Origin of the sequence: Rhabdothermincola sediminis, from assembly GCF_014805525.1 — a bacterium.
In the GTDB taxonomy this organism is placed as follows: domain Bacteria; phylum Actinomycetota; class Acidimicrobiia; order Acidimicrobiales; family Acidimicrobilacustridaceae; genus Rhabdothermincola; species Rhabdothermincola sediminis.
Genome location: NZ_JACFSZ010000002.1, coordinates 53903 through 73722, shown reverse-complemented (window position 1 = coordinate 73722; position 19820 = coordinate 53903). Strand labels below are relative to the sequence as shown.

Sequence of the window (19820 nt, the reverse complement as noted above, 5' to 3'; positions counted from 1 at the left end):
GCGACGCGGTCGGGTCAGGCGGTGGCCGGGACCGGTTCCAGCCGCGGCCCCGGTGTGAACCGCACCGGCATGTGCTTGATGCCTCCGATGAAGTTCGACCGGAGGTACTCGGGCTCGCCCGCCAGCTCGATGTCGGGCATGCGGGTGATGATCTCCTCGAAGATGATGCGCAGCTCCATGCGGGCCAGGTTCGCTCCCAGGCAGTAGTGGGGGCCGCCGCCGCCGAAGCCGATGTGGTCGTTGGGGGAGCGTTCGATGTCGAAGCGGAACGGGTCCTCGAACACCGTCTCGTCGCGGTTGGCGGAGATGTGCCACATGACGACCTTGTCGCCTTTGCGGATGAGCTTGCCGCCGAGCTCGTAGTCGCGCATGGCGGTGCGGCGGAAGTGCAGCACCGGCGTGGCCCACCGCACGATCTCCTCGACGGCTGAGGGCAGCAGGTCGGGGTTGGCCTTCAGCTTCTCGAACTGGTCGGGGTTGTCCATCAACGCCTTCATCCCGTGCGAGGTGGCGTTGCGGGTGGTCTCGTTGCCGGCCACGGCGAGCAGCATGAAGAACATGTCGAACTCCGTCTCGCTCAGCCGATCGCCGTCGATCTCCGCTCCGAGCAGGCGGGAGACGATGTCGTCGCGAGGGTCCTTGCGCTTCTCCGCCGCGAGGGTGTTGGCGTACAGGTAGATCTCAGCGGCGGCCTCGCTGGCCGATTCGCGGTCCCCTTCGAACTCGGGGTCGTCGATGCCGATCATCCGGTTCGTCCACTCGAACAGCTTGTGGCGGTCCTCCTGGGGGACGCCCATCAACTCGGCGATGGCCTGGAGGGGCAGCTCCGCCGCCAGTTCAGTCACGAAGTCGCACTCGCCGCGCTCGATGACGTTGTCCACGATGAGCCGGGCCTTGGTGCGCAGACCGGTCTCGAGCAGCCCGATCATCCGGGGGGTGAACCCCTTGTTGACCAGGAGCCGGTACCGGGTGTGCCGCGGGGGGTCCATGTAGAGCATCATCTCCCGCACCATCTCACCCTCAGGGGTGATGTCGGGGATGCTGATGCCCTGCTCCGCCGACGAGAAGGCCTCGTAGTCACGGTTGACGGTGATCAGGTCGGCGTGACGGGTGATGCACCAGAACCCGGGACCGTCAGGCTCGGGGTGGAAGTGGACCGGGTCCTCCCGGCGCAGGACCTTGAACATCTCGTGGTGCCGACCCTCGCGGAACACGTCGGGATCGAGCAGGTTGACGTCGCTGAGCTCCACGTTCGGCCCCTTTCGGCTCCCGGACGAGAACAGATTCTACTTTTTCATCGGCGGCGACCACCCGGTCGTTGAGCGCCATGACGGGTCGTCCTGGACCGCAGGGCGGTCACTACGATGCGTCGCCGGTACGGGCGGGCAGCGCGACGAGCAGGGGGACGACAGGCATGGCCGGGCCACTCGAGGGGATCCGGGTCGTCGAGCTCGCCGGCCTCGGGCCGGCGCCGTTCGGGGCCATGGTGCTCGCCGACCTGGGCGCGGACGTGGTGGTCGTGGACCGCCCGGACCACGTGCTCGGCGCGTCCCCGGAGACGGCCAAGGGCAACGTCTACGCCCGTGGGAGGCGTTCGATCGCGGTCGATCTCAAGCGCACCGAGGGCGTCGAGGTCGTGCGCACGCTGGCCCGTGCAGCGGACGTGCTCGTCGAAGGCTTCCGGCCAGGGGTCATGGAACGGTTGGGCTTGGGGCCGGAGGTCCTGCGCGCCGACAACCCGCGCCTGGTGTACGCCCGCATGACCGGGTGGGGCCGGCATGGCCCGCTGGCCGACCGGGCCGGGCACGACCTCAACTACCTGGGGCTGGCGGGCCCTCTGGCTCACATCGGCCGGCGCGGGCAGCCACCGACGCCCCCGTTGAACCTGGTGGCGGACTTCGGTGGCGGGGGCATGCTCCTCGCGCTCGGGGTGTGTGCGGCCCTGGTCGAGCGGGCGACGTCCGGTGAGGGTCAGGTGGTGGACGCAGCGATGGTCGACGGCGTGGCCCTGCTCGCCGCCCCGATCGCCAGCGCCTACATGCTCGGGTACTTCAACACCGAGCGGGGGACGAACTGGTTGGACTCCGGAGCGCACTACTACGAGGTCTACGAGACCGCCGACGGGGGTTGGTTGTCGGTCGGGGCCATCGAGCCGGCGTTCTACGCGAACCTGCTCCGGGGGCTCGGCCTGGCGGATGAGGACCTGCCCGACCAGCACGATGCGTCCCAGTGGCCGGCGATGAAGGAGCGGTTCGCCGCCGTGTTCCGCACCCGCACCCGGGACGAGTGGATGGAGGTCTTCGCCGAGCTGGATGCGTGCGTCGCCCCGGTGCTCACGTTCGCCGAGGCACCGCGGCACCCGCACCTGCGGGCCCGGTCCACCTACGTCGACGTCGAGGGCATCGTGCAACCCGCGCCCGCGCCGCGCTTCGACCGCACACCGGCCTCGCTCGGCCGGCCGCCGGCACCGGCGGGTCAGCACACTGATGAGGTGCTCGCCGAGGCGGGCTACGACCCACAAGCCATCGCCGTGCTCCGTCAGCAGGGTGCGGTGGCGTGAACGACTACCACGAACTGTTCATGTGTGCGCGGCCGAGGCCGCGGATCGATGAACAGTTCGGAAGGGAGGAGATCTGACGGCCCGTCACATTTGGCCTAACCTGACGGGCCGTCACGTCCCGGGCCGGGGTCCGATCGAGGTGGGAAGGGGAGCCGAAGCGTGCATCTCGCGTACACGCCCGAGCAGGAGGCGCTGCGCCAGGAGCTGCGGGCCTACTTCGCCCGGATCGTCACCCCCGAGGTCGAGGAGGAGATGGCCCGCGGCGAGATGGGCGGACCCCACTGTCTCGAGGCGGTCAGGCAGATGGGGCGCGACAACTGGTTGGCGGTGAGCTGGCCGGAGGAGTACGGCGGCCGCAACCTCTCGCTGCTCGAGCAGTTCATCTTCTTCGAGGAGGCCCACGGTGCGAACGCGCCGGTCCCGTTCCTGACCGTGAACACGGTCGGCCAGACGATCCTGCAGTACGGCACCGACGAGCAGAAGCGATGGCTGCTGCCGGGGATCCTCCGCGGTGAGACCCACTTCGCCATCGGGTACACCGAGCCCAACTCGGGTACCGACCTCGCCTCGCTCCAGACCCGGGCGGTTCGCGACGGTGACGAGTGGGTGATCAACGGGCAGAAGATCTTCACCAGCCTGGCGGGCTTCGCCAACTACATCTGGCTCGCGGCCCGCACGGACCCGGACGTCCCCAAGCACAAGGGCATCACGATCTTCGTGGTCCCGACCGACACCCCGGGCTTCTCATGGCAGCCCATCGAGACCCTCGGCGGCGCCGACACCACCTACACCTTCTACGAGGACGTGAGGGTGCCCGATGCCAACATCGTCGGCGGACTGAACAACGGGTGGAGCCTGATCACCAACCAACTCAACTACGAGCGGGTGTCCCTCGCCATCCCCGCCTGGGCAGGCCGGATCTTCGAGAAGGTGGTCGCCTGGGCCAAGCAGCACCAGACGCCCGGCGGTGGGCGGGTGATCGACCAGGAGTGGGTGCAGATCTCCTTGGCGCGCTGCCGGGCGAAGATCGACTACCTGACGCTGCTGAACTGGAAGGCGGCGACCTCCGACCAGCTCGACCCGGCGCTGGCGTCGGCGACGAAGGTCTACGGCACGGAGATGTACATCGAGGTCTACCGAGCCCTGATGGAGATCCTCGGACAGGCCGGGTACCTGCGGCGGCACTCGCCCGGGGCGGTGCTCGCGGCCCACCTGGAGCGGGCCTACCAGGGCACCCTGATCCTGACCTTCGGTGGTGGCACCAACGAGATCCAGCGGGACCTCATCGCGCTGTTCGGCCTCGGCATGCCGCGCACGCCCCGGATGTAGGAGCGGGAATGGACTTCACCTTCACGGAGGAACAGCAAGCGATCGCCGACCTGGCCGGCCGGATCCTGGGCGACCGGGTGACCCATGAGCGCCTCGCGGCGATGGCCGCGGCGAACCAGTCCCTCGATCGCGAGACCTGGGACGAGCTGGCCAAGGCCAACCTGCTCGGCATCTGCCTGCCGGAGCGCGACGGAGGCAGTGGGTACGGCATCCTCGAGGCCTGCCTGGTGCTGGAGCAGGTCGGCCGCACCGTCGCCCCATTGCCGTACCTGGCGACCGTGGTCAGTGGGGCCATGCTCATCGCCCGCTTCGGCTCGGACGACCTTCGGGCCCGGATCCTGCCCGGGGTGATCGACGGTTCGGTCATCCTGACCGCCGCCCTCGGCGACCGGCACGAGGTCATCGCTCGCCCGGACGGCAGCGGCTGGCAGCTCGGCGGTGACGCGTGGTTCGTCCCGTGGGCCGAGCAGGCCCGGTACCTGTTGGTGCCCGCCCGTACACCGGCCGGCGAGGTGCTCGTCTGCGTGGTGGAGCCGGACGGCGCCGGGGTCTCGGCCGAGCCCCTGCTCACGACCTCAGGGCTGCCCGAGGCCCACCTCGCCTTCATGGGCGTGTCGGTGGGCGCGACCGATCTGCTCGGTGGCCCGGCGGGCGGCCGGCAGGTCCTGGACTTCCTCGTGGAGCACACCACGGTCGGGCTGTGCGCGTTGCAGGCCGGCGTCAGCGAGGGAGCGCTCCGGCTGACGGCGAGCTACACCTCGGAGCGGCATCAGTTCGGCAGTCCCATCGCCACCTTCCAGGCGGTCGCGCATCGAGCGGCAGATGCCTACATCGACACCCAGGGGATCCGCTCCACGATGTGGCAGGCGGCCTGGCAGCTCGCGGCCACCGATGCCGGCGAGTGGCCTGGGGCGGCCGACGCCATCGACGTGGCGAAGTACTGGGCTGCCGACGGTGGCCAGCGGGTGGCCCATGCCGCGCAGCACCTCCACGGCGGGATCGGTGTCGACATCGACTACCCGCTGCACCGCTACTTCCGATGGGCGAAGCACCTCGAGCTGACGCTCGGCGGTGCGACGACCCACTTGCGGGCCCTCGGCGCGAGGCTCGCCGCTGAGCCGGCATGAAGGGTCGATGCCGATGGCGGTCGCGCCGGCCCATCCACGAACCGGCTGCACTACGGTGCGGTCTCTTCACCTCGGAGGGGGATGATCGGTGAAAACTCGTCTGCTTGCCGTGAGCCTCGTCCTCGCGTTGGTCGCCTCCGCGTGCGGCTCACGGGCGTCGCGGCAGGAGGTCCAGTCGGCGGATGCCAACTCGGGGCGCTCCGGCAATGCCCAGAACAGCACCGGTGGCCCGGCAGCCGGGCCTGGAGGGACGAGCCAGCCCGGCATGTTCGGCACCTTGCCCTCCCCCTGCGGCCCGGGCGAGGCATCCGGGGCGACCGACATCGGCGTCACCGACACCGAGATCAAGGTGGTGACCATCGCGGATCCGGGTGGCGCCAAGCCCGGCCTGAACCAGGGCGTGTTCGACTCGATGAAGGCGTTCGAGAAGTGGTGCAACGAGCAGGGCGGCATCAACGGCCGCAAGCTCAAGGTCGAGCTGCGCGATGCCAAGCTCACCGAGTACCAGGCGCAGGTGAAGTATGCGTGCGAGAACGCGCTGGCGATGGTGGGCAGCATGGGAGTGCTCGATCAGACCGGCGCGCAGGACCAGGTCGACTGCGGCCTGCCCAACGTCGCCGCGGCGGCGGTGAGCCCTGAGCAGACCGGCGCCGACTTCACCTATCAGCCCTTGCCGAACCCGGTGGACTCGTACCTGGTGGGCCCCGCGCAGTGGGTGGCGAGGACCTACCCAGATGCCATCAAGAACGCCGCCGCCCTGCGGACGAAGCTGAGCATCACCGAGACCCAGAGCGACCGCCTCATCGAGGCCTACAAGACGGCAGGGTTCAACTTCACCTTCGTCGACTCGGCCAACATCGGTGAGACGAACTGGGCGCCGCTCGTGCTCTCGATGAAGAACCAGGGTGTCACGTACATGACGCTGACGTCCTCGTTCGAGGAGATCATCCCGCTGCAGCGGACGATGGACCAGCAGGGTCTGCACCCGGTGGTCGAGCTGGAGGCGAACTTCTACAACCTCAAGTACCCGCAGCAGGCCGGGTCGGTCGCCGACGGCACCTTCGTGCGGCTGACGACGTGGCCCTTCGAGGAAGCCGACGAGAACCCGGCGATGGCCGAGTACCTTCGGGCTTTGAAAGCCGCGGTGCCCAACGCCGAGCCCGAGTTGCTCGGCGTCCAGGCCTGGTCCGCGGCGCTGCTGTGGGCCACCGCGGTGAAGGAGCTCGGCTCTGAGGTGACCCGCGCCGCTCTGATCGAGAAGCTCTCCCAGGTCCACCAGTGGGACGGCGGCGGCCTGCACGGCACGAGTGATCCCGGGGCCAACAAGCCGGCGCCCTGCTACATCATCATGAAGGTCGAAGGCGGAGGGTTCGTGCGCCAGTACCCCAAGCCCGACACCGACGCAGCGGTCTACGACCGCGGGCACGGGTTCGACTGCAGCCCCTCGAACACCGTGGCGCTCACCGGCAACTACGGCTCAGGGGCGAGAGCCAAGCGGTAGGAGCACGCCGTGAGCGACTTCGTCTCCTTCACCATCCTGGGCCTGGTGACCGCGTCGGTGTACGCGGTTGCGGCGAGTGGCCTGGTCGTCACCTATACCACCTCGGGAATCTTCAACTTCGCGCACGGTGCCATCGGGATGATGGGCGCGTTCATGTACTGGCAGCTCCTCGAGTGGGGGGTGCCGACCATCCCCGCCATCGCCCTCGTGCTGGTCGTCTTCGCACCGGCGTTCGGGGCCCTGATCGACCGGGTGATCATGCGAGGTCTCGAAGGCACCTCCGAGGTGACCAAGACGGTGGTCACGGTGGGCCTGCTCTTCGGGCTGATCGCGCTGGCCCCGATCATCTGGCCTCCCACCCGTAACCGGGTCGTCGGGGAGTTCTTCGGAGGGAGCAAGTTCCAGATCGGCGACGTCTTCGTCTCGTATCACCAGGTCGTGGTCATCCTCATCGCCGGTCTGGTCGCGGTCGGGCTGCGCCTCCTGCTGTACGGCACCCGCACGGGCATCGCCATGCGGGCCGTCGTCTCCAACCGGGACCTCGTCCGGCTCAACGGTGGGCGGCCCGGGCGCTCGTCCGCGGCGAGCTGGGCGCTGGGCTCCGCGCTCGCCGCTCTGTCCGGGATCCTCATCGCCGACCGACTGGGCCTGGAGGTGCTGGCGCTGACGCTGCTGGTGGTGAACGCGTACGCGGCGGCGATCGTCGGCCGCCTCGTGAGCCTGCCGATGACCTTCCTCGGGGCGGCCATCCTCGGGCTGGCACAGTCCTATGCCGTCGGGTATCTCCCGCAGAACCCCGACTGGCTGCCCGACGGCATCGACATCGTGACCTCCCTGCGGCTCGCCATCCCGGTGGTGATGCTGTTCATCGTCTTGCTGGTGCTGCCCCAGGCGCCGCTGCGGGCTCACGGAATCATGCGCAGTCGGGAGATCGTCGCCCGCCCGACCATGCGCAGCGCCCTGGTGGCGGCGGCGGTCCTCGTCGTCGCCGTCGCGGTGGTGTCCAGCTTCCTCGATGCCTCCCAGACGATCTCGTGGAGCAAGGGGCTGGCCCTGGCCATCATCATGCTGTCGCTCGTGCCGCTCACCGGATACGGCGGCCAGATCTCACTCGCCCAGATGAGCTTCGCCGGCCTCGGGGCGTACGCCATGGCCACGTGGGGGCCCGGAGGCAACCCCATCGGGCTCTTGGCCGCCTTCGCGCTGCCCGCGCTCGTCGGCGCCCTGGTGGCCCTGCCCGCGGTGCGGCTCCGGGGCATCTACCTCGCACTGGCCACGCTGGCCTTCGCGGTGTTCATGGATCGGGTGGTGTTCACCCAGGACGCCATGTTCCGTGGAGGCTCGAAGGCCATCGCCCGGCTCTCGTTCCTCGGGTTCGGTTTCGAGAGCGACCGCGCGTACATGATCCTGATGGCGTTCGTGTTCGCTAGCCTCGGGGTGGGGGTGGTCTGGTTGCGCCTCGGACCGTTCGGGCGGCGGCTGCAGGCCATGAAGGACAGCCCTGCCGCGTGCGCCACCCTCGGTCTGAACCTGACGGTGACCAAGCTGCAGGTCTTCATGCTCTCGGCGGGCATCGCCGGGATCGGCGGGGCCATGCTGGGAGGGCTCCAGAAGACCGCGACCGTGAGCCAGTACGACACCCTGCAGAGCCTGCCCGTGCTGCTGATGGCGGTGGCGGGTGGTATCGGGATGGTGAGCGGCGCGCTCCTGGGCGGGCTGCTCTACGCGTCGTTCCCGATCATCGCGGACGCGATCCCCTCGCTCGCCAACTTCCTGGTGGTGGCACCGGGTCTGATCGGCATCAGCCTGGGCCGCAACCCGAACGGCCTGATGAACGAGATCCTGGTGCGTACGGAGGCGCTCCGCCGCCGGCTCGGAGCCGGGCGAGCGGAGCGAGCCCCCCTGCCCGAGGAGTCCCGACGACCGGTCTCGCCCATCGGCCCGGTGATGGACGTCGAGATGCTCGGCATCGACCGGCCGTTCACCGCTGCAGATCTGGCCCAGATCGACCTGATGCTCGGTGTCGACGAGGAGGAGCTCGCCCATGGCGCTCCTCGAGGTTAGGGAGATCACGGTCAGCTACGGCGGTCACCGGGCGGTGGACCAGGTGTCGCTCGAGGTCGACGTGGGACGGGTGACGGGGTTGATCGGGCCGAACGGCGCGGGCAAGACCACGCTGTTCAACGCCGTCACCGGGCTGCTCACCCCGCTGTCGGGACGGGTGATCCTCAACGGCATCGACGTCACCGAGTCGGCACCCCACGACCGCGCGCAGCGGGGTCTGGCCCGTACGTTCCAGCGGTTGGAGCTGTTCGGCTCGTTGACCGCGAGGGAGAACCTCCAGGTCGCAGCGGAGATCCCGAGGCGTTGGGGCTCGCACACCGAGAGCGCGGAAGCGAGAGTCGAGGCGGTCATCGAGCTGGTCGGGATGCACGCCTTCGCCGACACCAGGGCCGACGTGTTGACCACCGGTCAGGCCCGGCTCGTCGAGCTGGCTCGCGCGCTGGTGACGAAGCCCAAGGTGCTGCTGCTCGACGAGCCCGCGTCCGGTCTCGACGCGACCGAGACGGAGGAGCTCGCCCGCCTGCTCACGACGCTGGCGAGCAACGGCACCGCGCTGTTGCTGGTGGAGCACGACATGGCGCTGGTGATGCGCACCTGCCAGCGGATCTTCGTGCTCGACCACGGGCGCCTGATCGCCGACGGGCCGCCCGAGCAGATCCAGCGCGACGATGCCGTCGTCGAGGCGTACCTGGGGCCGATGGGGGTCGAGGCATGAGGGTGGACCGGTGAGTGGCCGCCCCGCCGCCGAGGCACCGCCGTTGCTGGAACTGCGCGGCGTGCACGCGGCGTACGGTCGTATCGAAGTGCTGCGCGGTGTCGACCTTTCGGTGCCGGAGGGGAGCGTGGTCGCGCTGCTCGGCCCGAACGGGGCGGGCAAGACGACGACCATCAGTGTGTGCAGCGGGCTGATGGTGCCCACCAAGGGGTCCGTGTACGTCGCCGGACGCCGGGTGAACGGTGCCTCGCCGGATCAGCTGGCGAGAGCCGGCCTCTGCACGATCCCTGAAGGGCGGAGCGTCTTTCCGAACCTCACGGTCGAGGAGAACCTGGCGATGGTGACCTTCGCCGGGCGGCGGTCCTTCGCCGAGGTCTCGGACGAGACCTACGGGCGCTTCCCGCGCTTGAAGGAGCGGCGCCGACAGCTGGCGGGCACGCTCTCAGGTGGTGAGCAGCAGATGCTCGCGCTGGCCCGGGGGCTCGCCAGCGATCCGGCGCTGCTGCTGCTCGACGAGCTCTCGATGGGGCTGGCGCCGCTCATCGTGGAGGAGCTCTACGACGCGGTACGCCAGATCGCCCGCACCGGCGTGTCGATCCTGGTGGTGGAGCAGTTCGCGCGCACCGTGCTCGGCGTCGCCGACCTGGCTGCGATCATGTTGCACGGTGAGGTCGTGAAGCTGGGAGCCCCGAGCGAGCTGGAGGAGGAGCTCTCGGCGGCGTACCTCGGTGGCTGAGGGCGCTGGCGGAAGTCGATCGGCTGGAGGAGACGTGCCTCGTCATGAGGCGCACACGGGAGGAGCGATGGAGAGCAACCGGCAACGCATCGAGGAGTTCAAGGACGAGCTGGCGTCCATGGACCTGCGTCCTCCCGAGGACGCCAACGAGCGACTCTGGCTCATCGCCGGGATGGTGCTGCCCGTCCTCGGGCTGATTGCCATCCTGATCGGCTGGTGGGGGGCGTCGGGCACCGCGTACCCCGCCGAGCAGTTCCCCTACCTGATCTCGGGTGGCGTACTGGGGTTGGGGTTGATCATCGCCGGCGCGGCGCTGTTCGTCCGCTACTCGCTCACCCGCTACGTCCGCTTCTGGCTCATCCGCATGGTGTACGAGCAGCGGGCCCAGGCCGATCGCAGCGTCGAGGTGCTCCAGAACATCGAGTCCATCCTGCGCGCCGCCACCAGGTCACGCCAGAAGGTCGACTGACCGTGCCCTTCTCCGGTCGCACTGCGCTGATCACCGGTGCCGGTAGCGGGATGGGCCAGCTGTCCGCCTGGCGGTTGGCTGCGGCGGGCGTGCGGGTCGCCGCCATCGACGTCGACCGCCGAGGGCTCGAGCTCACCGCCCGCCACGCCCCCCAGATCCATCCCATCGTCTGCGACGTGCGCGACCACGACGCCGTCGAGCGGGCGGTGTGCGAGATCGAGGACCGGTGGGGACCGCTCGATCGAGTGGTCAACGCGGCGGCCGTCGCTCCCGCGGGCCTGCTCGTCGAGCAGCCGGTGGACGAGATCGAGGAGCTCCTGGCGGTCAACGTGGTCGGCTTGCTCAACGTCACCCGGCTCACGCTGCCCGGGATGCTGGAGCGGGGGAGTGGGGATCTCATCCAGTACGGGTCCCTCGCCGGCTGGCTGCCGAGCCAGCGGCTCGGGGGATACTCGGCCAGCAAGGCCGCGGTGGTGTCGCTGACCGAGACGCTCTGGCACGAGCACCGCGGCAGTGGCGTGCGCATCGTGTGCGCCTGCCCGCCGGTGGTCGATACGCCGTTGCTCGACCAGATCGGTGATCGTGGCCCGAGAGCGCTGGCGCGCACACCACGTATTCGTCCCGAGGAGGTGCTCGACAGCATCGAGCAGGCGCTCGACGAGGGCCGGCCGTTCGCCTTTCCGGGACGGGGCACGGCGACCCTGTGGCGGCTGCGCCGGTTCGCACCGGGCCTGCTGTGGGCTCGCATCGACGCGCTTGAGCGGGCCTGAGCGTCCCTCGGCTCGGGCGGACCACGTCGACGGCAGGAGCGGGGCCGCCGGACGGGGTGGTCGCGCTCAGCGCTCGATGATCTCGGGGGCCCCGAAGGTGGCCGTCATCAGGGGGGTGCCGGTGCTCATCAACGCCCGCTTCGGCAGCCCGAGCGCCCGGAGCTCGCCGGCCATGGGGTGGCCGTCACCGAGGTACAGGGTGGCACCGCCCGGGCGGGCCCGCAGGTGGCGGCTCCGGGTGACCCACGGGGTGCGCCGGAGGACCCCGTCGGCCCAGGAGTAGCAGGCCATCTCGACCTCGCCGCCGGGCAGCGGAACCCATCCCGGGGCCACGTCGAAGGCCAGCACGGGCTCGCCGCCCTCGCTGATGCGGCAGCGGGTGAAGCCCCCGCTCTCCAGGTAGTCGATCTCGGTCACCCACTTGGGGAAGCCCCACAGGCCGCGACCGACCCGGCAGGTGAACTCCTGGTTGACGGGCAACCGGTGGATGAACGTCGTCACCCGGGTGAGCGACGGCCGGAATCCCGGCTCGGCGTCGTGAGGCTCCACCACCAGCGCCACCGCGAACTCGTGGTAGGGACCCAGGTCGTTGTCGGTGTACTGCACGGCGGACAGGGCGCAGATGGCTCGATCACCGCGCTGGCGTGCCACCCGCAGGCCGGAGTAGTCGATGAGCGACTGGGCGGCAGCGGCGTCCACGAGGAACTGGGCGGCCACCATCTTGGCCGAGCGGACCTCGACCGGCACCGCGATGCGCTCGCCGTCGAGCTCGAAGCTGTTGGGGGTCGGGGCGGCTCGGGTGAGGGTCACGACCAGAGACTAGAACACGTTCCAGTAGGCTGGCCTGCCATGCGAACCGTCGTGGTTACCGGCTCGGCATCAGGGATGGGCGCGGCCATCAGGCGCCGCCTCGAGGCGGATTGCGACCGGGTGCTCGGAATCGACCTGCAGGGGGAGGAGATCGAGGCCGATCTCTCGGCCCCCGACGGGCGAGCGGCGGCGATCGACGCCGTGGAGCGCCTGAGCGGCGGCACCCTCGACGCGGTCGTCGCCTGTGCGGGCCTCGGCCCCACCACCACCCCGGTGTCGCGGATCGTGGCCGTCAACTACTTCGGCGCCATCCGCCTGCTCGACGGGCTCTTCCCGATGCTCGCCGGTGGGCCGTCGCCCGCCGCGGTCGCCATCTCCTCGAACTCGATCGGCCTGGTGCCCATGGACGACCCGTCGCTGCTGGATGCCATGCTGGGAGACGACGAGCTGGCCGCCTCGGAGCTCGCCGCCCGTTTCGACGGGGCGTCGGTGTACGGCATGACCAAGCAGGCGCTCGCCCGGGCAGTCCGCCGTCGGGCCCAGAGCTGGGGGCAGCAGGGGGTGCGGCTCAACGCCATCGCCCCTGGTCCGGTGCTCACGCCGTTGCTGCAGCAATCGATCGACGACCCGGTCCTCGGGCCGCTCGTCGATGCCCTGCCGGTCCCGCTCGGCCGGCGTGCCGAGCCCGACGAGATCGCCGGGCTGGTGGCGGTGCTGTTGTCGCCGGTGGCGTCGTTCGTCCACGGCAGCATCCTCTTCGCCGACGGGGGCACCGATGCGCTGGTGCGGCCCGACCACGTGTGAGCGCACCCGGTGCGCCTGCTGGGGGTGCTGGCACGACAATAGAACACGTTCTAGTGTCGCCCCATGAGTGATCCTCATCTGCTGTTCGAGCGCGATGGTCACGTCGCGATCGTCACCCTCAACCGGCCGGAGAAGAAGAACGCGCTGAGCAGCCAGATGCTCGTGCGGATGTACGACGCCTGGGTCGAGATCGATCGCGACCCGCAGATCCGGGTGGCGATCGTCACCGGCGCCGGCGGCAACTTCTGCTCGGGCGCGGACCTCAAGGCCATGGCGGCCGGCCATCCGGACGACGAGTACACGAAGCGCTTCGCGCAGGACGGCGACCTGCACTGGAAGGCCCTCCTGCGACACTTCGTTCCCGGCAAGCCGATGATCGCCGCGGTCGAGGGGTACGCGGTGGCCGGGGGCACGGAGATCCTCCAGGCCTTCGACATCCGGGTGGCGGGGGAGAGCGCCCAGTTCGGGGTGGCCGAGGTGCGCCGGGGGCTGTTCCCCCTCGGCGGCTCGACCGTCCGGCTCAGCCGGCAGATCCCCTACACGGTGGCAGCCGAGCTGCTGCTCACCGGGCGGTTCATGCCTGCAGAGGAGGCCTTGCGGGTCGGCCTGATCGGCCACGTCGTCCCCGACGGGAGCGCGCTGGACAAGGCGAGGGAGATCGCGGCGCAGATCGCCGAGAACGGCCCGCTCGCGGTGCAGGCGGTGCTCAAGTCGATGCGGGCCACGAGGGAGATGCCCGAGAAGGTCGGCCTGGCATACGAGCTCGAGATCGGCTCGCCCATCTTCCAGACCGAGGACGCGATCGAGGGACCGACCGCGTTCGCCGAGAAGCGCAAGCCGCAGTTCAAGGGACGTTGACGTGGATGTCGAGGAGCTCGCGGACCTGAGCCGGGTGCTCATCGATCGGTTGGTGACCACCGAGGCGCCGCCCGGCGTGCTGGAGGAGGTGGCCGGGCTGGTGCGCCAGGCCACGGCATTGCTCGAGCAGCACGTGCCCGACGGCCCCCGCAACCTCTACGAGCGCTTCGGCGACACCGACGACTACCTCGACCTGTTCCGGCTGAACCCCGTGATCGGCAAGCTCAACCCGGTGGCGCCCCGGTTCGAGATCGAGGTCTCCCGGGACGGCCCAGGATGGAACGGCACCGAGGTGACCGCTCGCACCAACCTCGGACTGCTCTACGAGGGGCCGATGGGCATGGTGCACGGGGGCATCATCGCCTCGCTGTTCGACCAGTTCCTCTCCATCGCCAACATCGACAACGGGTTCGGCGCGTTCACCGGCACGCTGACCGTCCGGTACCGCAACCCCTGCCCGCTGGGAGTCGACCTGCGCTTCCAGTGCCGTACCGACCGGGTCCAGGGGCGCAAGGTGTTCGCGGTGGGCGAGCTGTATGCCGCGGAGACACTGGTCGCCGAGGGGGAAGGGGTCTTCATCCAGCCATCGTCCGAGCGGCTGGCCGCCATCGTGGCCGACTCGGAAGCGGCGCAAGGCCCGCCGGGTCGTCAGCGCTAGCGCCTCCCTGCTGCCGTTCTCCGATCCCGAGCACGGGATCCGGGCCGGGCGTAACGTTTGGCGATGGGGCCTCTCGCAGGACCACCACGATGACGAGGGAGCAGAAGGCTCTCGCCGCCTTCGGGTCCTCGGTGGGGGTGGGGCTGCTCCTCATGGCCAGGTGGTCGATCCTCGGCGGTCTCGTGTTGGCCGTGCTCGGCCTGTGCGTCACCGTGGCGGGGCTGCGGGTCACGCATCCGAAGGGCTCTGCTCGCCCCACCCTCGCGGGCGTCGGCCTGCTCGGCGCGCCCGCGCGGCCGACATCGCCGAGGACCGAAGAGGACATCGCCGCCCAACGGTCCGAGCTCGAACGGCGGCGTATCGAGAGCGAGCGCCGAGCCACCGAGCGGGCCGAGCGGCGCCGCCACACGGAGGCACTCCGAGAGGAGCGCCGCAGGGAGCAGGAGGCCGCTGCCGCCCGCCGGGAGGCCGCGAGGCGCGAGCGTGAAGCGGCGGAGCGGGCGGAGCGCGAGCGTCGTGAGGCGCAGGAGCGGGCGCGGGTCGAAGAACAGCGCCGGGCACACGAAGCGGCAGAGCGGGCCGAGCGTGACCGCCAGCAGCTCGAGGGTGCGGTCACCGACACCGAGACGGCCACCGACGAGGGGATCCTCGCCGTCAGCCAGATGGCCGCGCTGGAAGACGACAGCGATCTGGACCAGGTTCAGCGCCAGCGCGTCTACCTGCTCAACAAGGTGCGCCTCAGGCTGAGCGACTACGAGTAGCTGGTGTCGCCGGCTGCCGGCGTCAGCTCAGCTCGAAGCCGCCCGGGAGCAGGATCGACTTGTCCTCGAGATAGGCTTCCAGCCCCTCGGGGCCCAGCTCACGGCCGACACCGGAAGCCTTGAACCCGCCGAAGGGCGCACCGAAGTCCATGCCGAGGTTGTTGACCGCGTAGGTGCCCGTGCGCACCCGCTTGGCGATCTCGATGCCCCGGTTCACGTCGGCGGTGTAGACGGAGCCGGACAGTCCGTAGTCGCTGTCGTTGGCGATGGCCACCGCGTCGTCCTCGCTGTCGTAGGGGATGAGGGAGAGCACCGGCCCGAAGATCTCCTCCTGGGCGATGGTCATCGAGTTGTCCACGTCCGCGAACAGGGTCGGCTCCACGTACCAGCCCCGATCGAACCCGGCGGGCCGACCGCCACCGACCACCACCGTGGCGCCCTCGTCGCGGCCCTTGGCGATGTAGCCCTCCACCCGGTCCCGCTGGCGTTCGGCTACCAGCGGCCCGCACTCGGTGCTGGGGTCGAGCGGATCGCCGACCTTGAAGTTGCCGACCGCCTCGGCCAGGGCGTCCTTCACCTCGTCGTAGCGGGACCTCGGGGCGAGAATGCGGGTCTGGGCCACGCACGCCTGCCCGTTGTTCATGAGCGCGAAGGGCATGAGGGTCGGCAACGTGGCGTCGAGGTCTGCGTCGTCACAGATGATGGCCGCGGACTTGCCCCCGAGCTCGAGGGTCACTCGCTTGAGCTGCTCGCCGCAGATGGCGCCGATCCGGCGGCCCGCTGCAGTGCTGCCGGTGAAGGCCACCTTGTCGACATCCGGATGGCGCACCAGGTGCTCACCGACCTCGCGCCCGGCGGGCACGATGTTGACCACCCCGGCGGGCAGGCCGGACTGCTCGAGGATCTCGGCCAGGGCGAAGGCGTCGAGCGGGGTCTCCGGCGCGGGCTTGATGACCATGGTCGCCCCTGCGGCCAGTGCCGGCCCCATCTTCAGCATCGTGATGAAGAGCGGCACGTTCCATGGGATGATGCCGGCCGCGACGCCTACCGGCTCCCGCCGGACCAGCACCTGCCCCAGCATGCCGGCGCGGGTTTCCTCGAACTGGTAGCTGCGGGCGAGGCCGACGTAGGTGTCGAGTACCGCCGTCGCCGCGTACACCTGCCCCATCTGGCTGAAGGAGATGGGCGCGCCGTTCTCGTTGGTGATGAGCGTGGCGAAGTCGTCCATCTGCGCCATCACCGCGGCGGAGATCGAGGCCATGATGTCGGCTCGCTCGGCCGGGCTCATGCGCGGCCAGGGGCCGAGATCGAAGGCTTCGCGCGCCGCGGCCACCGCCCGGTCCATGTCGGCCTCGGTGGCCTCGGGCACCCGGCCGACGACCTCGAGCGTCGCCGGCGAGACCACCTCGAGGGTGCCCGTGCCGGCGGGCTCCACCCACTTGCCTCCGATGAAGAACTTGTCGTAGGTCTTCACGGCTCTCTCCCCCCTTGTCGGCGTCTCGACGCCGGTTTGCTGGCTCTACGTTGGTCAGGCTCCGCTGCTCGCCGACTCGGCGAGCTGCTTGGCCCACGGGTAGTCGGGCTTGCCGCTCGGTGAGCGGACGATCTGGTCCACCAGGTGGAGCTCCCTGGGCACCTTGTACCCCGCCACGTGGTTGCGGCAGTGCGCGTCGAGCTCCTCGAGCGTCGGCCGTCGGCCCTCCCGTGGTTGCACGACCGCCGCCACCCGCTGGCCCCAGCGCTCGTCGCTCACGCCCACGACGACGGCGTCGAAGACGTCGGGGTGGGCCTTCAGCGCTTGCTCGACCTCTTCCGGGAACACCTTCTCGCCTCCGGTGTTGATGCACACCGAGCCCCGACCGAGGAGGGTGATCGTGCCGTCGGCCTCGACGGTGGCGAAGTCGCCCGGCATGGCATAGCGGCGACCGTCGGCGGCGATGACGAAGGTCTCGGCCGTCTTGCGCTCGTCCTTGTAGTAACCGAGCGGGATGTTGCCTCCACGGGCGACCTTGCCGATCACGCCGGACCCCGGCTCGACCGGTTTGAGCTGCTCGTCGAGCACGACGGTGTCGAGGCCGGGACTGACCGTGGGGCCGCCACCCTTCATCGCCGTGTTGTCCTTGCCGACCGCCACCAAGCCGTTGAACCCCGACTCGGTGGCCCCGATGCTGTCGGTGATGACCAGGTCGGGGAAGCGGTCGAGGAACCGGTCCTTCACCGCGGGCGAGAACACCGCGGCGCTGGAGCTGAGCGCGAGGAAGCATGACAGGTCGAGCTCTTCGCCCTCGGCCTCCATCTCGTCGAGCGCCTCGATGAGTGGCCGGCCCATGGCGTCGCCGACGATCAGGATGGAGTTGACCCGGTGGCGGTCGATCGTGCGCCACACGTGCTTCGGGTCGAACTTGGGCACCAGGACGTTGACGTTGCCCTGGAAGAACTGCATGAGGGTGGCCACGAACGCCGCGCCGTGCATCAGCGGCGGGGTGTTGAGCATGACGAGCTGGCCCGGGCTGGCCTTGGCGTTGTTGGCGTGGTGCCACTCGTCGGGCACCTTCTCCCGGGTGAACGGGTCGGTGCCGCCGGCCAGGGCGAAGAAGATGTCCTCGCTGCGCCACATCACGCCCTTGGGCATGCCGGTGGTGCCACCGGTGTAGATGATGATCTGGTCGTCACCCGAGCGGGGCCCGAAGTCGCGCTCAGGGGAGCCCGCAGCGATCGCCTGCTCGAACGGCGTGGCCTCGAGGTCACCTTGGTCCGCGCCCGATCCGTCCTCGATCATGACCAGGGTCTTGAGCAGCGGGAGCTGGTCCTTCACCGCCGAGACCCGCGGGCCGAACTCCTCGCTGTAGATCAGACCTTTGAGGTCCGCGTTGTCGAAGAGGTAGCGGAGCTCCTCCTCGACGTAGCGATAGTTGATGTTGACGGGAACGGCTCGAGCCTTGAGCACCGCGAGCAGGCCCTCGACCCACTGGATGCTGTTGAGCCCGTAGATGCCTACGTGATCGCCGGGCGCGATGCCGTTCGCCTGGAGGTGATGGGCGAGGCGGTTCGCCCGCACTTCGAGCTCGGCGTACGTGCGGCGCTCGTCCTCGCAGACGAGCGCCGTGCGATCGGGGACCACGTCGACCGTGTGCTCGAACATGTCTGCGGCGTTGAAGGCCATGAACGCCTAGTAGAACATGTTCCAATCCGGGCTTTCAACCGGGCGGTCAGCGGGGTGCGGTCGCCTCGGCCGGAGTGGGTGCGCCCCGCTCCGAGGCCCGCTGGGCCGCCGCCAGGAGCTGGCCGAACGCATCGGGGACGGCGGCTGCGAGATCCCCGACGTCGGGCACCAGGGCCTTGGCGGCGAGGAAGCCGAAGTCGACCGAGTCCCGGTAGCTGAGGACCGTCACGTTCAACCCGGCGCCCTCGATGACCGGGCCCATGGGGTAGGCCCGTTCCATCTCCGCTCCGGCCAGGTAGACGGGGAACGGCGGGCCGGGGATGTTCGAGAGGATGAAGCTGAGCGGGGGGCGATGGTGTGCGGCCAACCCGGTCGCGCCGTAGATGCTGCTCACGAACCGGCTCGCCGTCGGGTCGATCACCTCCGCCCAGGCCGAGAGGGTGTCGTTGCCGAGAGCCTCGTGCTCCCGCTTGGCGGCCAGCGCCGTCTCGTGGGTGGTGCGGAGGCACTCGACGGGGTCGGCGATGTCGGTGGGCAACGGCGTGAACATGATCGACAGGCGGTTGTTGGCCTGGCCCCGTTCGTCATCGGCGCGCACCGACACGGGGCATGCGGTGACCATCGGTCGGTCGGGCAGCTCGCCGCGCTCGGCGAGGTACCGCCGCACCGCAAGCGCACAGGTCGCGAGCAGCACGTCGTTGACGGTGCCGCCGAGCACCTGCTTCACGTGCTTCACGTCGCCGAGGGGAAGGCGGGTGAAGGCGACGACCCGCTCCCCGGTGATCGGGCCGTTGAACGGGCTGCGGGGAGCGGTGAGCGGGGTCCCTCCGGAGAGACCGCCGGCTTCGCGTCGAGCCCGCCGGATGGTGCCGATCGCCTCGCCGGTCCGGCGGGCGAGCGACGGTAGGCCGGCGAGTCCCCGCAGGCGCTCCATGCCGGCCATGCCGAGCAGCTCCCAACGGTCCGGCGGCGGCTCGGGCTGGAAGGGGGGCGGAGCGGCGCCCGCCGGGGGATCGGGCTCGAGGTCGAAGAACAGTGGCATGAGCTCTGCCCCGCCTGCCCCGTCCATGGTCGAATGGTGGATCTTGGCCACTAGCGCGATGCGGCCGCCTTCGACCCCTTCGATCACCCACATCTCCCACAGGGGTCGGGACCGTTCCAGCGGGATCGACGCCAGGTGGCCCGTGAGCTCGGCCAGCTCGGGCATCCCGCCCGGTGCCGGGAGGGCCACCCGGTGGACATGGTCGTCGATCGAGAAGTCGGGGTCGTCGACCCAGACGGGGTGGTGCAGGCGCAGCGGCACGTCCACCACCCGGCGCCGGAACGGCGGTACCAGGTGCACCCGGGAGGCGATGTGGTCCCGGATCCGCTCGAAGGAGTAGCCGCCGGGCATGGTTCCAGGGTTCAGGACCGCGGTCAGGGCCACATGCGTGTGCATCGCCGGGGTCTCGATGTACAGGAAGAAGGCGTCGAGCCCCGACAGTCGCTGCACCGC

General features: G+C 69.9%; 18 protein-coding genes. 13 read left to right on the top strand and 5 right to left on the bottom strand.

Annotated features, from left to right (window positions below; genetic code table 11):
• Nucleotides 1–14: 14 nt before the first annotated feature.
• Nucleotides 15–1250 carry a cytochrome P450 gene (locus HZF19_RS17040; RefSeq protein ID WP_208027042.1) on the bottom strand — a complete coding sequence of 412 codons (1236 nt, stop codon included), beginning with the start codon at nucleotides 1248–1250 and terminating at the stop codon, nucleotides 15–17.
• 164 nt (nucleotides 1251–1414) lie between these two features.
• Here HZF19_RS17040 and HZF19_RS01875 point away from each other — a divergent pair, with 164 nt between their 5' ends.
• The 9 genes from HZF19_RS01875 to HZF19_RS01835 all read left to right on the top strand — a co-directional run bounded on the left by HZF19_RS01875 (nucleotide 1415) and on the right by HZF19_RS01835 (nucleotide 11271).
• Complete coding sequence (locus HZF19_RS01875) at nucleotides 1415–2560, top strand: CaiB/BaiF CoA transferase family protein (RefSeq protein WP_208027041.1); 1146 nt, start codon at nucleotides 1415–1417, stop codon at nucleotides 2558–2560.
• 159 nt (nucleotides 2561–2719) lie between these two features.
• Nucleotides 2720–3889 carry an acyl-CoA dehydrogenase family protein gene (locus HZF19_RS01870; RefSeq protein ID WP_208027040.1) on the top strand — a complete coding sequence of 390 codons (1170 nt, stop codon included), beginning with the start codon at nucleotides 2720–2722 and terminating at the stop codon, nucleotides 3887–3889.
• Between the two features lie 8 nt (nucleotides 3890–3897).
• A complete protein-coding gene (locus tag HZF19_RS01865) occupies nucleotides 3898–5016 on the top strand; it encodes an acyl-CoA dehydrogenase family protein (RefSeq protein WP_208027039.1) in 1119 nt (372 codons plus the stop codon).
• A 109-nt stretch (nucleotides 5017–5125) separates the two neighbouring features.
• Nucleotides 5126–6517, top strand: a complete 1392-nt coding sequence (locus HZF19_RS01860) for an ABC transporter substrate-binding protein (protein WP_208027038.1) — start codon at nucleotides 5126–5128, stop codon at nucleotides 6515–6517.
• Between the two features lie 9 nt (nucleotides 6518–6526).
• Nucleotides 6527–8581 carry a branched-chain amino acid ABC transporter permease gene (locus tag HZF19_RS01855; protein WP_208027037.1) on the top strand — a complete coding sequence of 685 codons (2055 nt, stop codon included), beginning with the start codon at nucleotides 6527–6529 and terminating at the stop codon, nucleotides 8579–8581.
• On the top strand, nucleotides 8562–9296 hold the full coding sequence (locus HZF19_RS01850; protein WP_208027036.1) for an ABC transporter ATP-binding protein: 735 nt from the start codon (nucleotides 8562–8564) through the stop codon (nucleotides 9294–9296). The genes HZF19_RS01855 and HZF19_RS01850 overlap by 20 nt, the downstream gene beginning before the upstream one ends.
• Before the next feature lie 10 nt (nucleotides 9297–9306).
• Nucleotides 9307–10032 (top strand): ABC transporter ATP-binding protein, encoded by a 726-nt coding sequence (locus tag HZF19_RS01845; RefSeq protein ID WP_307781117.1) that lies wholly within the window; start codon nucleotides 9307–9309, stop codon nucleotides 10030–10032.
• Nucleotides 10033–10099: 67 nt separating this feature from the next.
• Nucleotides 10100–10501, top strand: a complete 402-nt coding sequence (locus tag HZF19_RS01840; RefSeq protein WP_208027034.1) for a hypothetical protein — start codon at nucleotides 10100–10102, stop codon at nucleotides 10499–10501.
• A 2-nt stretch (nucleotides 10502–10503) separates the two neighbouring features.
• Nucleotides 10504–11271: an SDR family NAD(P)-dependent oxidoreductase gene (locus tag HZF19_RS01835; RefSeq protein WP_208027033.1), complete on the top strand. Its 768-nt coding sequence runs from the start codon at nucleotides 10504–10506 to the stop codon at nucleotides 11269–11271.
• Nucleotides 11272–11337: 66 nt separating this feature from the next.
• Here HZF19_RS01835 and HZF19_RS01830 read toward each other — a convergent pair whose 3' ends face one another.
• Nucleotides 11338–12081 carry an acetoacetate decarboxylase family protein gene (locus tag HZF19_RS01830; RefSeq protein ID WP_208027032.1) on the bottom strand — a complete coding sequence of 248 codons (744 nt, stop codon included), beginning with the start codon at nucleotides 12079–12081 and terminating at the stop codon, nucleotides 11338–11340.
• Nucleotides 12082–12120: 39 nt separating this feature from the next.
• On the opposite strand from HZF19_RS01830, the gene HZF19_RS01825 reads away from it, so the two are divergent.
• The 4 genes from HZF19_RS01825 to HZF19_RS01810 all read left to right on the top strand — a co-directional run bounded on the left by HZF19_RS01825 (nucleotide 12121) and on the right by HZF19_RS01810 (nucleotide 15162).
• Nucleotides 12121–12885, top strand: coding sequence for an SDR family oxidoreductase (locus HZF19_RS01825; protein ID WP_208027031.1), 765 nt, complete (start codon nucleotides 12121–12123; stop codon nucleotides 12883–12885).
• 63 nt (nucleotides 12886–12948) lie between these two features.
• Complete coding sequence (locus HZF19_RS01820) at nucleotides 12949–13743, top strand: crotonase/enoyl-CoA hydratase family protein (RefSeq protein ID WP_208027030.1); 795 nt, start codon at nucleotides 12949–12951, stop codon at nucleotides 13741–13743.
• Nucleotide 13744: 1 nt separating this feature from the next.
• Nucleotides 13745–14401, top strand: coding sequence for a PaaI family thioesterase (locus HZF19_RS17035; RefSeq protein WP_208027029.1), 657 nt, complete (start codon nucleotides 13745–13747; stop codon nucleotides 14399–14401).
• Nucleotides 14402–14490: 89 nt separating this feature from the next.
• Nucleotides 14491–15162: an ABC-2 transporter permease gene (locus HZF19_RS01810; protein ID WP_208027028.1), complete on the top strand. Its 672-nt coding sequence runs from the start codon at nucleotides 14491–14493 to the stop codon at nucleotides 15160–15162.
• A gap of 22 nt (nucleotides 15163–15184) precedes the next feature.
• Here HZF19_RS01810 and HZF19_RS01805 read toward each other — a convergent pair whose 3' ends face one another.
• The 3 genes from HZF19_RS01805 to HZF19_RS01795 are packed head-to-tail and all read right to left on the bottom strand — an operon-like array spanning nucleotide 15185 to nucleotide 19817.
• On the bottom strand, nucleotides 15185–16636 hold the full coding sequence (locus tag HZF19_RS01805) for an aldehyde dehydrogenase (RefSeq protein WP_208027027.1): 1452 nt from the start codon (nucleotides 16634–16636) through the stop codon (nucleotides 15185–15187).
• 54 nt (nucleotides 16637–16690) lie between these two features.
• Complete coding sequence (locus tag HZF19_RS01800; protein ID WP_208027026.1) at nucleotides 16691–18325, bottom strand: acyl-CoA synthetase; 1635 nt, start codon at nucleotides 18323–18325, stop codon at nucleotides 16691–16693.
• Nucleotides 18326–18371: 46 nt separating this feature from the next.
• Nucleotides 18372–19817, bottom strand: a complete 1446-nt coding sequence (locus tag HZF19_RS01795) for a WS/DGAT/MGAT family O-acyltransferase (protein WP_208027025.1) — start codon at nucleotides 19815–19817, stop codon at nucleotides 18372–18374.
• Nucleotides 19818–19820: the final 3 nt, after the last annotated feature.